Annotated in this window: 13 protein-coding genes and 4 pseudogenes; 6 read left to right on the plus strand and 11 right to left on the minus strand. The window is 40.7% G+C overall.

What is annotated here, in order from left to right; all coding sequences use genetic code 11:
* Window positions 1–4: 4 nt before the first annotated feature.
* Entirely contained in the window at window positions 5–1,066 is a 1,062-nt protein-coding gene (locus tag IYQ23_RS05465; RefSeq protein WP_195673320.1) for a M24 family metallopeptidase, read from the minus strand.
* A gap of 147 nt (window positions 1,067–1,213) precedes the next feature.
* Between IYQ23_RS05465 and IYQ23_RS05470 the strand changes: the two are divergent.
* Window positions 1,214–1,969 (plus strand): annotated as a pseudogene (locus tag IYQ23_RS05470) (hypothetical protein).
* A 37-nt stretch (window positions 1,970–2,006) separates the two neighbouring features.
* Here IYQ23_RS05470 and uvrA read toward each other — a convergent pair.
* Entirely contained in the window at window positions 2,007–4,832 is a 2,826-nt protein-coding gene (uvrA, locus tag IYQ23_RS05475; protein WP_195674330.1) for an excinuclease ABC subunit UvrA, read from the minus strand.
* Window positions 4,833–4,954: 122 nt separating this feature from the next.
* Between uvrA and IYQ23_RS05480 the strand changes: the two genes are divergently transcribed.
* Window positions 4,955–5,899, plus strand: a complete 945-nt coding sequence (locus tag IYQ23_RS05480; RefSeq protein ID WP_195674331.1) for a magnesium transporter CorA family protein — start codon at window positions 4,955–4,957, stop codon at window positions 5,897–5,899.
* 15 nt (window positions 5,900–5,914) lie between these two features.
* On the plus strand, window positions 5,915–6,592 hold the full coding sequence (locus IYQ23_RS05485; protein ID WP_117644765.1) for a DUF1129 domain-containing protein: 678 nt from the start codon (window positions 5,915–5,917) through the stop codon (window positions 6,590–6,592).
* 179 nt (window positions 6,593–6,771) lie between these two features.
* On the opposite strand, the gene rpsR is transcribed toward IYQ23_RS05485, so the two are convergent.
* From rpsR to rpsF, 3 genes are read right to left on the minus strand one after another with little or no spacing between them, the layout of a single operon-like run.
* The gene (rpsR, locus tag IYQ23_RS05490) at window positions 6,772–7,011 is read right to left on the minus strand and encodes a 30S ribosomal protein S18 (RefSeq protein WP_000068664.1); all 240 of its coding nucleotides are present in this window, start codon (window positions 7,009–7,011) and stop codon (window positions 6,772–6,774) included.
* Between the two features lie 36 nt (window positions 7,012–7,047).
* Window positions 7,048–7,539, minus strand: coding sequence for a single-stranded DNA-binding protein (locus IYQ23_RS05495; protein WP_003026323.1), 492 nt, complete (start codon window positions 7,537–7,539; stop codon window positions 7,048–7,050).
* A 12-nt stretch (window positions 7,540–7,551) separates the two neighbouring features.
* A complete protein-coding gene (gene rpsF / locus IYQ23_RS05500) occupies window positions 7,552–7,842 on the minus strand; it encodes a 30S ribosomal protein S6 (RefSeq protein WP_003026325.1) in 291 nt (96 codons plus the stop codon).
* A 267-nt stretch (window positions 7,843–8,109) separates the two neighbouring features.
* On the opposite strand from rpsF, the pseudogene IYQ23_RS05505 reads away from it, so the two are divergent.
* The 3 genes and pseudogenes from IYQ23_RS05505 (at window position 8,110) to IYQ23_RS05515 (ending at window position 10,289) form a co-directional block, all read left to right on the plus strand.
* Window positions 8,110–9,152, plus strand: a pseudogene (locus IYQ23_RS05505) (GtrA family protein).
* Window positions 9,149–9,871: pseudogene (locus IYQ23_RS05510) on the plus strand (phosphodiester glycosidase family protein); the annotation flags it as partial. The pseudogenes IYQ23_RS05505 and IYQ23_RS05510, both read left to right, overlap by 4 nt.
* 7 nt (window positions 9,872–9,878) lie before the next feature.
* A complete protein-coding gene (locus tag IYQ23_RS05515) occupies window positions 9,879–10,289 on the plus strand; it encodes a hypothetical protein (protein ID WP_195674333.1) in 411 nt (136 codons plus the stop codon).
* A gap of 235 nt (window positions 10,290–10,524) precedes the next feature.
* On the opposite strand, the gene IYQ23_RS05520 is transcribed toward IYQ23_RS05515, so the two are convergent.
* The 6 genes and pseudogenes from IYQ23_RS05520 to metF all read right to left on the minus strand — a co-directional run bounded on the left by IYQ23_RS05520 (window position 10,525) and on the right by metF (window position 14,391).
* Complete coding sequence (locus tag IYQ23_RS05520; RefSeq protein ID WP_195674334.1) at window positions 10,525–11,127, minus strand: histidine phosphatase family protein; 603 nt, start codon at window positions 11,125–11,127, stop codon at window positions 10,525–10,527.
* Window positions 11,124–11,717, minus strand: coding sequence for a histidine phosphatase family protein (locus IYQ23_RS05525; RefSeq protein WP_195674335.1), 594 nt, complete (start codon window positions 11,715–11,717; stop codon window positions 11,124–11,126). Before IYQ23_RS05525 ends, IYQ23_RS05520 begins: the two co-directional genes overlap by 4 nt.
* An 11-nt stretch (window positions 11,718–11,728) precedes the next feature.
* On the minus strand, window positions 11,729–12,571 hold the full coding sequence (locus IYQ23_RS05530; RefSeq protein ID WP_195674336.1) for a Cof-type HAD-IIB family hydrolase: 843 nt from the start codon (window positions 12,569–12,571) through the stop codon (window positions 11,729–11,731).
* A 12-nt stretch (window positions 12,572–12,583) separates the two neighbouring features.
* Window positions 12,584–12,694, minus strand: coding sequence for a hypothetical protein (locus IYQ23_RS09740; protein ID WP_195674337.1), 111 nt, complete (start codon window positions 12,692–12,694; stop codon window positions 12,584–12,586).
* A 23-nt stretch (window positions 12,695–12,717) separates the two neighbouring features.
* A pseudogene (locus IYQ23_RS09700) lies at window positions 12,718–13,217 on the minus strand (family 1 glycosylhydrolase); the annotation flags it as partial.
* Window positions 13,218–13,524: 307 nt separating this feature from the next.
* Window positions 13,525–14,391, minus strand: a complete 867-nt coding sequence (gene metF, locus IYQ23_RS05545) for a methylenetetrahydrofolate reductase [NAD(P)H] (protein WP_070812333.1) — start codon at window positions 14,389–14,391, stop codon at window positions 13,525–13,527.
* Window positions 14,392–14,425: the final 34 nt, after the last annotated feature.

Here is a 14,425-nt window from a genome sequence, read left to right on the forward strand (position 1 = left end):
ATTCTCAAATAACAATTAACTCTTTTGGCGCAAGCGTTAAAAGCTCACAACCTGTGTCTGTGATGAGAATGTCATCTTCGATCCGCACACCGTATTTTCCGTCCAAATAAATACCTGGCTCATCTGTTAAGACCATACCTGCTTCAATCGGCTCAGAGGATTTCCCAAAATAAGGAATCTCATGAATATCAAGACCAATCCCGTGTCCAATCCCGTGTGTGAAATATTGTCCGTAACCTGCATCGTTAATCACTTTGCGCGGTACTTGATCAAACTCAATACGACTCATACCAGCTTTCGCCGCTTCAATCAGAGCTTGGTTGCTCCGTAATACAATATCGTAAATCTCGCGCTCCTCATCCGTCACATGACCAACATGAATGGTTCGTGTCATATCGCTAACATAGTGATTATAATAACAACCAAAATCCATTGTCAAGGTTTCACCTGTTTGAATGACCTTCTCGCTAGCTACTCCATGCGGCATAGCAGAGCGATAACCTGATGCAATAATAAAGTCAAAAGAGGCTCCCGATGCGCCCAGTTGCCGCATGCGAGCATCTAAAAAGTTCATAACTTGTAGCTCCGTTGTTTGCCCCGGCTTGATAAAATCCAAGACATCTAGAAAGGCTTGGTCAGAAATTTGACAAGCTTTTCGAATCGTGGCAATTTCTCCTTCATCTTTGATCATGCGTAGATTTTCAATGAAAGCAGTCATTGCTGTCAGCTTATAATCTGAAAAAAGTTCTTCGAGAGTTTTGAAAGAATGATAAGAAATTTCGTCATCAAATCCAATAGTCTTTATTTTATCATCTGCAATGATCTTCGCAATTTCTGACAAAGCATCACGCGTTTCAATAATATCAAATCCTTTGACCACACCTTTGGCAATCAAGGTATAGCGTGAGTCGGTCAGAAAAATTCGGCGATTCTTGCTGATAAAAACAGTTGCTTCAGTTCCGCTAAAACTCGTCAGATAATAGATATTTTTAAGATTGGTCACAAGGACAGCATCACAATCCGTTTGCGCAAGTGCTGCTTCTAATTTATTTACTCTTGATAACATAAAAATTCCTCCGTAAAATGATTCAATTTATTATAGCAAAAAAATACCGAAAATAATACAATCTATATAGTTAGGATTAGATGAAATTAACATTTGAAAGCGCTAAATGTATAATTTTTGTTATACAAGAAATGATGAGGTAACGATATGAATAAAACAGAATTACTGTTACAAAGACTGGATGAGATTGGTCAGTCTCTAAAAGATTCGAACCAAGCACTAGCTTTGCTGGCACTTGGTTCTTGCGCAACAGAAAGAGAACGATTGGATCAGTACTCAGATTTAGACTTCTTTGTTATTGTAAAAGATGGCTACAAGCAGACCTATATCCAAGACCTAACCTGGTTAAGTAAGCTAGAACCAATTGCATTTCACTACCAAAATACAGTAGACGGACATAAAGTTCTATTTGAAGATGATGTTTTTTGTGAATTTGCTGTCTTTGAAGCTCATGAACTAGTAAACATTCCCTTCGCTGAAGGCAAGATTATCTGGAAGGAGGTCGGTTTTGATGAAACAATCTGTCAGCCACAAAGACTGCCATCAAAAGAAAACAGAGACCGTGAATGGCTGTTGGGAGAAATTTCATGTAATCTATATTTAGGGCTAGGTCGCTATCAGCGAGGCGAAAAATTAGCTGCTTATGATTTCATCCAAAACAGATCCGTCAAGCTTTGGACTGAACTAATCAGTTTGGAAACAACTTCTCAATCTAATTTTATAGATATCTTTAATACCAACAGACGATTTGAAGAAGGTTATCCAAAGGAAGCCAAGCAATTGCCTCACTTTTTGCAAGGTTACGAACGCATTTCTGAGTCTGCTCAAGCACTCCTATAATATCTGGGTAAACACTATTCTCTTAACCCATTTATAAAAGAAAAAATTCGTAATTTATTATAAAAAAGACTCTGCCTAAAAAAGCAGAGTCTTTTAAATCTTATTTTAACTTTCCTTTTAGATACTGGCCAGTATAGCTAGCAGAGTTTGCAGCTACTTCTTCTGGTGTACCAGTAGCAATAATAGTACCTCCGCCAATACCACCTTCTGGTCCAAGGTCTATAATATGGTCTGCTGTCTTGATAACATCCAGATTGTGCTCGATGACGAGAACCGTGTTGCCATCATCTACAAAACGTGATAGCACTTGGAGAAGTTTCGCAATATCCTCCGTGTGCAGACCTGTAGTTGGTTCATCCAGAATATAGAAAGACTTACCTGTTGAGCGCTTGTGAAGTTCGCTGGCTAGTTTCATCCGCTGAGCCTCCCCACCAGACAGAGTTGTGGCAGGTTGTCCTAACGTTACATATCCTAGTCCTACGTCTTTGATGGTCTGAAGTTTCCGCTCAATTTTAGGAATATGCTTAAAAAATTCCACTGCATCATTAACTGTCATATCCAAAACTTGAGCAATGTTTTTCTCCTTGTAGTGCACTTCCAAGGTTTCACTATTGTACCGTGTTCCATGGCAAACCTCACAAGGGACATAAACATCTGGTAAAAAGTGCATCTCAATCTTGATAATCCCATCCCCAGAGCAGGCCTCGCAGCGTCCCCCCTTCACATTGAAAGAGAAACGTCCTTTTTTATACCCACGAATCTTAGCTTCGTTGGTCTTAGCAAAGAGATCGCGAATATCATCAAAGACGCCAGTATACGTCGCTGGATTGGATCTTGGTGTTCGACCAATCGGACTCTGGTCAATATCAATCAAACGATCAATATGCTCAATGCCTGAAATCTTTTTAAATTTTCCCGGTTTATCTGAATTTCGATTGAGCTTTTGCGCAATCGCTTTTTTGAGAATAGAATTAACCAGAGTGGACTTGCCAGAGCCCGAAACGCCCGTCACAGCGATAAATTTTCCCAGCGGGAAGCGGGCCGTGATGTTTTGCAAATTGTGCTCGCTCGCACCTGTGACTTCGATAAATCGGCCGTTTCCTACGCGGCGCTCCAATGGCACTGGAATTTCACGTTTGCCCGATAAATACTGACCTGTAATTGATTTCTTGCTTTTTGCAACTTGCTCTGGAGTGCCTGCCGCAACAATTTCACCACCAAAAACACCTGCTCCAGGCCCAACATCAATCAACCAATCAGCCTCGCGCATGGTGTCCTCGTCATGTTCAACTACGATGAGGGTATTGCCCAAATCCCGCATTTTTTTAAGACTGGCAATCAAGCGATTATTATCCCGCTGATGAAGACCGATAGAAGGCTCATCTAAGATATAAAGAACACCGCTGAGATTAGAGCCGATTTGAGTCGCCAAGCGAATCCGCTGACTCTCACCACCAGACAGCGTGCCTGCAGAACGAGATAGGGTTAGATAATTAAGTCCGACATTATTAAGAAATGTCAAGCGATCTCGGATTTCTTTGATAATCGGCGTTGCAATGGTCACCTCATTTTCAGTCAATGTCAGATGAGAAATCAATTCTAAATGATCCGCAATAGACAAATCAGACACTTGACCAATATTGAGACCATTCTCACCACCTACTTTAACAGACAAAGCTTGCGGATTCAGCCGATAACCTTGACAACTTGCACAAGTCAACTCATTCATATAAAGACGCATTTGGCTACGGGTAAAATCACTGTTAGTTTCATGATAGCGGCGGTTGATATTGGTTACTACTCCTTCAAAAGGGATGTCGATATCTCGCACGCCACCGAATTCATTTTCATAGTGAAAATGGAACTCCCGACCATCTGAGCCAAAGAAAATCAGCTGTTTTTCTTCCTCACTCAATTCCTCAAAAGGCTTATCCATCTCGATGCCAAAGGCTTCCATCGCCTGAGCTAACATTTGCGGATAATAACTAGAAGAAATTGGATTCCACGGTGCTAGAGCGCCTTCCCGCAAGGTTTTACTACTATCAGGCACTACAAGATCCAAATCAACCTCTAACTTGATACCTAAGCCGTCACAGTCAGAGCAGGACCCAAATGGGGCATTAAAAGAGAAAAGGCGCGGTTCTAGCTCAGAAACCGTAAAGCCACAGACTGGACAGGCATAGTGCTCGGAAAAAAGCAACTCCTTCCCATCCATCGTATCAATCACCACATAGCCTTCAGCCAGACGAAGAGCCGCTTCTACCGAGTCAAAGAGACGACTGCGTACACCGCCCTTAATGACAATCCGATCTACTACTACTTCGATATCATGCTTTTTCGTTTTAGAAAGCTCTGGGACTTCGGTTACATCATAAACGTCCCCGTCCACGCGCACTCGTACATACCCATCTTTTTGGATTTTATCAAATATTGTCTTGTGCTGTCCTTTTTTCTTACGGATAACTGGCGCTAGAATTTGTAATCGCTGACGTTCGGGCAATTCCAAAATTTGATTGACGATTTGTTCTACAGAAGAAGCTTTAATGGCTCCATGCCCATTGATACAATATGGAGTTCCCACACGTGCATAAAGCAAACGAAGGTAATCATTGATTTCCGTAGCTGTTCCAACCGTTGACCGCGGATTCTTGCTGGTCGTTTTTTGATCAATAGAAATGGCAGGGCTAAGGCCGTCAATAGAGTCCACATCTGGTTTTTCCATATTGCCCAAAAATTGTCGGGCATAGGCAGACAAACTTTCTACATAGCGACGTTGCCCCTCTGCATAGAGAGTGTCAAAAGCTAAGCTAGATTTGCCTGAACCAGACAAACCAGTCACGACAACCAGCTTGTCTCGCGGAATTGTGACATCAATATTTTTTAAATTATGAGCTCGTGCTCCATGAATGATAATTTTATCCTGCATTCTTACCACACTTTATTTTAAACTTCTTTTTATTATAACAAAATTTTCTACAATCTTTTACCCAAAAACTCGGAATTTTATAGTATAATAGTACGGTGTGCAAATAACTGAAGGAGGAAAACATGAAACAAGTCTTTCTATCAACAACAACTGAACTTAAAGAAATTGATACGCTTGAGTCGGGGACTTGGATCAATTTAGTCAACCCTTCTCAAAGTGAGTCTACTGAAATTGCCAACGCTTTTGATATTGACATTACCGACTTACGAGCACCGCTTGATGCAGAAGAAATGTCTCGGGTTACCATTGAAGATGAGTACACCCTGATTATCGTGGACGTTCCAATTACAGAAGAACGAAATAATCAAACTTATTATGTGACTATTCCGCTAGGAATTATCATTACCGAAGATGCGATTATTACCACCTGTTTGGAAAAGCTTCCTTTGTTGGATATTTTTATCAATCGACGGCTGCGTAATTTTTATACTTTCATGCGTTCGCGCTTTATTTTCCAAATTCTTTATCGCAATGCCGAGCTTTATCTGACAGCACTTCGTTCCATTGACCGTAAAAGCGAACAAATCGAAAGTCAACTGCACAAATCCACTCGAAATGAAGAATTGATTGAACTCATGGAGCTTGAAAAAACGATTGTCTATTTCAAGGCTTCCTTGAAAACCAATGAGCGTGTGATTAAAAAATTGACCAGCGCTACAAGTAATATCAAAAAATATTTGGAAGATGAGGATTTGCTAGAAGATACACTCATCGAAACTCAACAGGCAATTGAGATGGCAGATATTTATGGAAATATCTTGCACAGTATGACAGATACGTTTGCTTCTATCATTTCAAATAATCAAAATAACATCATGAAAGCTCTAGCTTTAGTGACGATTGTCATGTCCATTCCAACTATGATTTTTTCAGCCTATGGAATGAACTTCAAAAACAATGACTTACCGCTCAACGGGGAACCTCACGCTTTTTGGATTATTATTTTTATCGCCTTTGCGATAAGTGTTTCCCTGACTGTTTACCTTATTCACAAAAAATTATTCTAATTAAAAGGAGATCTTATGACACAAGTTTCTTTGGATAAATTAAGCAAAAAGAATCAAGAATTTGTCCGTATCGCAACTCACCAACTCATCAAAGACGGAAAAACAGACGAAGAAATCAAAGCCTTGCTAGAGGAGATTATCCCAACAATCCTTGAAAATCAAGCAAAAGGCATCACCGCTCGCGGACTTTATGGAGCACCAACTGTTTGGGCAGCAAATTTCTCAGAAGCAAAACAAAAAGAAGCTCAGACCGTCCAAGAAAATACCAACCCTTATCTTATGATTATGGATGCTTTCTTATTTGTCTTTAGTTTGTTTGCTATTTTAAATAGTAGTGTTAACTTATTCTCCAAAAATCCTAGCAATTATGGCGTTGTGACGATTGTACTTGGTAGCGCGGTGGGGGCACTCGTATTTTACGGAATGTACTACTTTATTTACCGTTTTTATTATGCTGACCAAGACCAAAGTCAAAAACCACCATTTTTCAAATCGCTTCTTATCATTTCAGCTGCTACGATTTTGTGGGCTGTTGTTCTTTACGGAACAACCTTCCTGTTGCCAGCAGTTTTAAATCCAAAACTGCCGAACTTATTTATCCTTGTGTTTGGTGGAGGAACTTTGGCACTTCGTTTCTATCTCAAAAAGAAATTCAATATCCGCAGTGCTTTAACCGCACCAAGACAACTTTAGTCATATTTTTATTTGAACATCCGCTTGTTTCAACAGGTGGATGTTTTAATAAGATCTAATAAGTATTTTTGACAACCGTTTCAAACAATTTTGAGCATAAGAAAAGCAACCTATTTAGTTGCTGATTGAGTTTTAAAAAATGAGCATGATTTTATGAAATTCATGCTCATTTTTATATTTTAGTCTTCGTTTACGAAAGGCATTAAAGCCATTACGCGAGCGCGTTTGATTGCTGTTGTTACTTTACGTTGGTTTTTAGCTGAAGTTCCTGTTACACGACGAGGAAGGATTTTCCCACGTTCTGAAACGAAACGGCTAAGAAGCTCAGTATCTTTGTAATCAACATATTCAATCTTGTTTGCTGCGATGTAATCAACTTTTTTACGGCGTTTAAATCCGCCACGACGTTGTTGAGCCATGTTCTTTCTCCTTTATATCATTATTCTGTTTGTCCATTAAAATGGTAGATCGTCATCTGAGATGTCCATTGGATTGGTATTACCAAATGGATTTTCATCACGAGAAAAGTTGGGTACTTGATTGGCAGAAGTTGAGTTCCCAAAGTTGGATGATGAATTTCCGAAATTATTAGAAGTGTAGCCACCAGAAGATTGACCTTCACGGCTGGCACGACTTTCTAGCAGTTGGAAATTGTCAGCTACCACTTCTGTCACATAGACACGTTGACCTTGCTGGTTTTCGTAGTTACGTGTCTGAATCCGACCAGTAATTCCGATGAGAGCTCCTTTTTTAGCCCAATTTGCAAGATTTTCTGCCTGCTGGCGCCAAATTACAACGTTAATGAAATCTGCTTCTCGCTCGCCACTTTGATTTTTAAAGTTGCGATTGACAGCAAGAGTAAAAGTTGCAACCGCTTGATTTTGCGGAGTATAGCGAAGTTCGGCATCTCGGGTCATCCGACCCACAAGTACAACGTTATTTATCATATGTAACCCTTCTTATGCGTCAAGTTTGACGATCATGTGACGAAGAATGTCAGCGTTGATTTTTGAAAGACGGTCAAATTCATTCAAAGCGACTGCGTCTTCAGCTTCAACGTTTACGATGTGGTAAAGTCCTTCACGGAAATCTTGGATTTCGTATGCAAGACGACGTTTTTCCCAGTCTTTTGATTCAACAACAGTTGCACCGTTGTCAGTCAAGATAGAGTCAAAGCGTGCTACCAAAGCGTTTTTTGCTTCTTCTTCAATGTTTGGACGAATAATATAAAGAATTTCGTATTTAGCCATTGATTTTTCCTCCTTTTGGTCTAATGACCCCCAGCCATTGCAAGGGGTAAGTGAGGTTTTCTCACGAATAACTATTATACTAAACTTTTTGGGAAATAGCAAGAAAAATTCGATTTTTGTTTTTGTAAAAAGCACAGTTTTTCCCTATACTCCATTACCCATTCCATTCCAAAACCTTAAAGAAAGCTGATATCAGTTACCTTTAAGCTAGCCTCTCTATACTAGTGTGTAACTTTTCTATCACTCTTCTAAGAAAGGAGTAAACCCATGAACTATTTAGTAATTCCCGCTTACAAACCCGACCTCAATCTCCTTCATCTTTTGCAAAAAGTGAAGGAAAAGAGTTCGCTGCAAATCATCGTGGTAAATGACGGCAGTCCGACTAGTTATGATTCGATTTTCCAGGAAGCTCAAAAATACGCTACGGTTCTATGCTATATGACCAACCAAGGCAAAGGGCAAGCGCTAAAAACTGCTTTTTCTTATATTGATTCCTTAGGTCAATATGGAACAGTGGTCACAGCTGATGCAGATGGTCAACACAAAGTGTGGGATATTTTCCGAGTGAGCAAAAAGGCTCAAGAAAACCCCAATCACTTGATTATGGGAGCGCGTTCTTTTTCTGGCAACGTTCCTTTGCGTTCGGCTTTTGGAAATAAATTAACACGATTTCTGTTTAAGCAACAGACTGGTGTTTCCGTGACAGACACCCAAACAGGACTTCGTGGATTTACAACCAACATGATTCCGTTTATGTTGGAGGTTGAAGGGCAGCGTTATGAATATGAAATGAATATGCTGCTAGCTGCTTCCAAAGAATATCCTATCATTGAAGTTCCAATCGAAACAATTTATATCAATGACAATCAAGCTTCTCACTTTAGACCGGTACGAGATGGGCTCATGATTTATAAAGATATGTTTAAGTTTGCTCTTTCTTCAATTAGTAGTTTTTTGATTGACTATATCGTCTATGCTCTCGCCCTCTTTGTGCTTGCTGCGGTACCAACTAGTCTCAAAATTTTACTGGCAAACGGAGTGGCTCGTGTCACTAGCTCGATTTTTAATTACTCCACAAACAAAAGATTGGTCTTTAAAAATAAAGACAGTGTTGTTAAAACGGGTACTGGTTATTTCGGGCTAGCCTTGGGCTTGTTTATCCTTGACACCCTTTTGATTAGACTCTTTTACGCCATCTTCGGTCTCAATTTGCTAATTATTAAAATCCTCGTCGGAACGCTGCTCTTTTGCCTATCTTGGCTCGTTCAAAAAAAATTATTTTCAAAGAAAGGACGCATACTTTATCATGAAGTTTTTCAAAAAATCCTATGCTTATGCTAGTCTCTTTGGTATGTTGTTGACAGGGGCGTTTACCTACTCAATGTTGAAAACTTTTGTTCTATCAGAAGCTATTACAACGGTCAAATCCTCTTCTGCCTCAACCAGCACAACAAGTACTAAAACAGCAACAAATGCGACAAAGACAAATACAAGCTATAAGGATGATAACATTTCTATTAACCTAACTACAAAAACCGTCAGCAACACGAAAGTATACATTGCAGATATTACGGTCAGCTCGCCAGAATATCTCAAAACCGCTCTAGCACAAAATACTTATGGAAATAATGTGACTGCTAAGACTTCTGTCACAGCAGCCAACAACAATGCCATTCTTGCTATCAACGGAGACTACTACGGAGCCAACACAACTGGCTATGTCATCCGTAACGGTGTCGTCTATCGAAATATCGTACGTGAAGATGCTAGCAATGGTGACTTAGCAATTTATAAAGATGGGAGTTTCGGAATTGTTTACGAAAATGATGTTTCTGCTGAAGACTTGGTTAAAAATGGTGTTGTAAACCTTCTTGCCTTTGGTCCGACTTTGGTTGAAAATGGTCAGATCGCAGTTTCAAGCAATTCGGAAGTAGGGCAATCCATGTCTTCCAATCCGCGTACAGCTATTGGAATGATTGACAAAAATCACTATATTATCGTTGTATCAGACGGTCGAACTTCAGAAAGCGCTGTGAGTGACATTGTCTACATCGGTTACTAAAGCAAGCAAAAAACGGTTCAAAAAGACAGCCGTTGTCTATGCCTTAATCACAGTATTTTTCTTCATTTTCAGTCGTATTTATGAACACTTCAGCTTTGGGGAGACTTCAGCCTATATACATTATCTCTTTGGAGTGCCACTGATAGGAGGGATGGTGCTTCTGATTTTTCAAAAAATCATCCCTAATCTTTCACGGCTCAGTCTCAATCTTTGGAATCCTGCGGTTGCAACCATTGCTACGGGCGTTCTCTTTCGCGGCATTGTCAACCTGCCTGGACGCTCCACCACAATGGACCTCCCCTACTGGTACGTAGGAATTGGACTTGCTGGATTCACCCTACTCTCCATGATCTTCACCAGAAGCGTGTGGGTAACAGAAGAATAGCTTTTATAATATTGCAAATCTTGAAAAATTCTTCGAGATTTTTCATAAAATACTTGAGCCCAGGATAGTTTACTAATGCAATCACCTACAGAAAAAGGAAAGTTAAGAAAATTACATATAAAAAGAAAGAAAATGATAGTTTTGGCCATCATTTTCTTTCTTTTATTCAACTATTAAACAGCCACTCTATACTATTTTCTCTATAAGAGATCAAGCGAGAACAAGTAAGTTGCCGTTACAAGTCATAGACCGTTTTAGCCAATGGGTCAATAACTTGTCGAAGCAGAAACTGGTCGTTTTCATATTGGTAATGACAAATAGCACAGTTACTGAAATAAATATTAGGATCAGGCAAATAACCCACTTTTAGATAAAAAGCCCACATAGCACCACCGTGGCTGACGACCAATGTTGGATTTTTAACAGCAGGCGTTTTTTTCATGACTTCTGTCAGAGTGGTCAGCATGCGTTCTCCTACTTGAGCCACATCTTCACCCCCATAAGGCACGTATAAATCTTCAAAAGACACCGCACCAGCTCGAAACTTAGGCTGCAATCTTTCTGGCTGAGCTTCAAAAAGCCCAAAATTCCACTCTTTCACTCCTTTGAGACGGGTGTAGTCTGTTCGACCCGTCACAATTTCCAAGGTATCAGAAGCCCTCTCTTGAGTGGAAGAGTAGATACCTCCAAATTCAATGCCATTTTTCTCGAAAAAAGCTCGCGCTTGCTTGGCTTGCTCTATACCTAAATCAGTCAGCGGTGAGTCACATACTCCTTGCACCAGCCCTTCTTGATTGAAAAAAGTTTGACCATGCCGCATTAGATATAAATCTTTCATTTTTCCTCCCAGCCACTAAAGTCATGACCAATCGCCTCTTCCAGATAAAATTGGTCAGCTTCAAAGGAAAACTTCAAAATACCACAGTTTGTCATGTGTCCTAGATTATCCAGCCGCCAGTTGTCTTCCCAAGCACGTGCAAAATTGGCCATAGCACCACCGTGAGATACCATGAGAACAGACTTGCCTTTCGTTTCTTGCATGAGCTGTAGGATAGTCGCAGCCATGCGCTCTCGAACTTGGTCTTGAGATTCTCCACCATAGGTCACAAAAAAATCTTCATATGGCAAAGGAGGATTGAGGTCCTCACTTTCTCCTTCAAAGGTCCCAAAATTCCATTCCTTGAGGCCTTTAACCCGCTTATAAGAAAGGCTACCATTTGTAACAATTTCTAAGGTATCGCAAGCCCGCTCAGATGTTGAGCTGTAAGCCGCATCAAACGTAATTCCTGCATTTTTAAAATACTGCCCAGCCACCTGAGCCTGATACACTCCTAAGTCCGTCAAAGGGGCGTCACACCAGCCTTGAATCCGATGCCGCTTATTGAATAAAGTTTGCCCGTGTCGCATCAAATAAAGTGTTTTTGTCATAAAATATTCCTCTAAAGAAGTTCTAATTTTTCAAAGGCATTGTAGAGACCATCCTCGGCCACATCATCTGTCAGCATATCCGCCATGGCTAATATTTCTGGGCCGCCATTACCCATAGAAACCCCAATTTGACAATATTCCAACATCGGAATGTCAATCTTGACATCTCCAAAAGCAATTGTATCTTCTTTTTTCGCCCCCAAATGCTCTAGCAGTACATCAATCGCATGTGCCTTCGTAATATCCTTAACTCCTAGATCGCCAAAGAGAGCTTCCTCTCCACGACCACCCCATGTACCAGCCTTGAGCTCTGGAAAAGCTTCCTTAGAGTCCAAGTGATCCTGATAAGAAGTGAGAATAAAGCTGATTTTATTCAGATCATCTCGGTAAAGCTCGCCACCAAAGACCATGCCGTACATCACATCTTCAACCTCTTGATGTTCAACTTCCGCATCTGTTTTTCCTTTTTTCTTGGCATAAAGTTTCATGACCGGACGCGCTGCATCACGGAAATGCTCACTAGCAAAGAGACCGTTGTTACTTTCTAAATAAAATTCCAATCCTCTCTCATGCAGCCAGTCTACCGCTCTCTTTTCCACCTCTAAAGGAATCAACTGATGCATGATGACCTGACCTTCATGCTCCACATAAGAACCATTCCCGCCAATCATACCGTCTAGACCGATAGCCCAGATTTCCTCTGGCATTTCCGCCTTACTGCGCCCTGTACAAACATAGACTAAATGCCCATTTTCCCGCGCCTGACGAATAGCCTGAATAGCAGATTCTGGAATACGATTGTCATAATCCACCAAAGTTCCGTCTACATCTAAAAAGATAATTTTTCTGCTCATCTGTTGACCTCTCTATTCTTCTAAGGCCGCTGCCCCGTTGGTTTCAATCACTTTCTGATACCAGAAGAAAGAATCCTTGCGGGAGCGGTCATAGCTTCCATTTTCCTCATCGTCTGCATCCACATAGATAAATCCATAGCGCTCAAAAAACCAATAACTCGGCGATTCTTCCAGCCACCGTACTCTAATGCCAAATGAATCGGTGTCTCATAGTGTGACAACGTCACTAAAGGCTCAATGCCATATTTCAAGAGTTCGTCAAAGACCGCATCGTAAAAAGCCAGCCCTTCTTCATTAGGCTCTACATCGTCTCCATTAGGGAAAATTCGACTCCAAGCGACAGAGAGGCGGAAAGTTTTAAAGCCCATTTCTGCAAAAAGAGCAATATCTTCCTTGTAACGATGATAAAAGTTAGAGCCCCAGCGCTTAGGATAGAGTCCTTCCTTATCATTAAGAGCAGCTTCTACTTTTTCTCTGGTCATGGGTGCGGCAAAACCTTCCATATTTTGACGCTCCTCAGGGCGTACAGCTTTGGCTGTATCAGACGTAGCCGGACCACGCCACCTAAATCCCAGCCACCTTCATACTGATTGGCTGCAGTCGCGCCACCTCACAAAAAGCCATTCGGAAACTGTTTTTCTGTCATTTCATTCACCTCGTTCTTTCGTTACTTCTATTATACTCTTTTTTGTAACCCCTTTCTTGTAAAATAGTCATAAATACTGATACTATTCTTTCCTAGAAGAATGAGCATTTTACACAATCATGAAAAAAGCTGGGACAAAAGTCTCCAGCTTCAAAGTACACAAGGTAGTGGCTGATTGCTTAAAACACTGCTTTGAACTTACAGATAGAGCGTACGAAGCAAGACTCAATGTTGTTCGCTTTTTAAACTCGGAAGACTACCTTTGACGAAAACTTTGTTTTCTTAGTCTCCCAGACTGTCTCACGCCCTAGCTTGACACTTTATTATTAAAGAATGTATGTGTCGCCTGATAAATTTGATGAGCAGTACTGGAATTGTTCATTGTATATAGATGAACACCTGCCACATCTTGAGTGACTAAGTCAACAATTTGGTCAATCGCATAGGCTAATCCTGCTGCTCTGAGTGACTCTGGATCGTGTTCATATTTATCTAAAATAGAGCAAAATTTTCGTGGTAAATAAATGTTTTCACAGGTTTTGAGCAAACGAAGAACCTGATTACGGTTTAAAATCGGTATAATCCCCGCATGAATCGGAACTTCAATCCCAGCCAGAGTACATCTTTCTTGAAAATCATAAAAACGCTCATTATCAAAGAAGAGTTGAGTGACCAAACTCGAACAGCCTGCATCTACTTTCTTTTTGAGATTCTTGATATTTGAAACTCGGTCTGGTGAATCAGGATGACCTTCTGGATAGCAGGCCCCGATAATCTCAAAGTGAGGAGCTTCTTTCTTAATATACTCAATCAAATCTGTTGCGTAGACGAAGTCCTTTTGGGGTTCCACATCTCGAAGGATATCCCCTCTGAGTGCCAATACTTTATGAACACCTATCTTATCAAGTACTGTCAGAGTTTCTGTAACCATTTCCTTAGTCAGATAAACCGCAGGCAGGTGAGCAATGGTCGGGATGTGCAGACCATTGCAGATGAAGTCCGCCAGACGCACCGTCGTTTCTTCGATATTGAACTTATTATTACTCGCTGTGACACTGATGAAATGAGGCGCCAGGTCCTGCATTTCCTTCAGGGCCACCATAATATTTTCATTGCCTACTGCTGGATTTGGAGGAAATACTTCAAAAGAGAGAGACGGGCTTTGGATAGACATGTTTTACAATTCCTTTCGATATTTACGAGAGTAT

The sequence above is a fragment of the Streptococcus sp. HF-100 genome (genome assembly GCF_015594635.1).
GTDB lineage: Bacteria > Bacillota > Bacilli > Lactobacillales > Streptococcaceae > Streptococcus > Streptococcus vaginalis.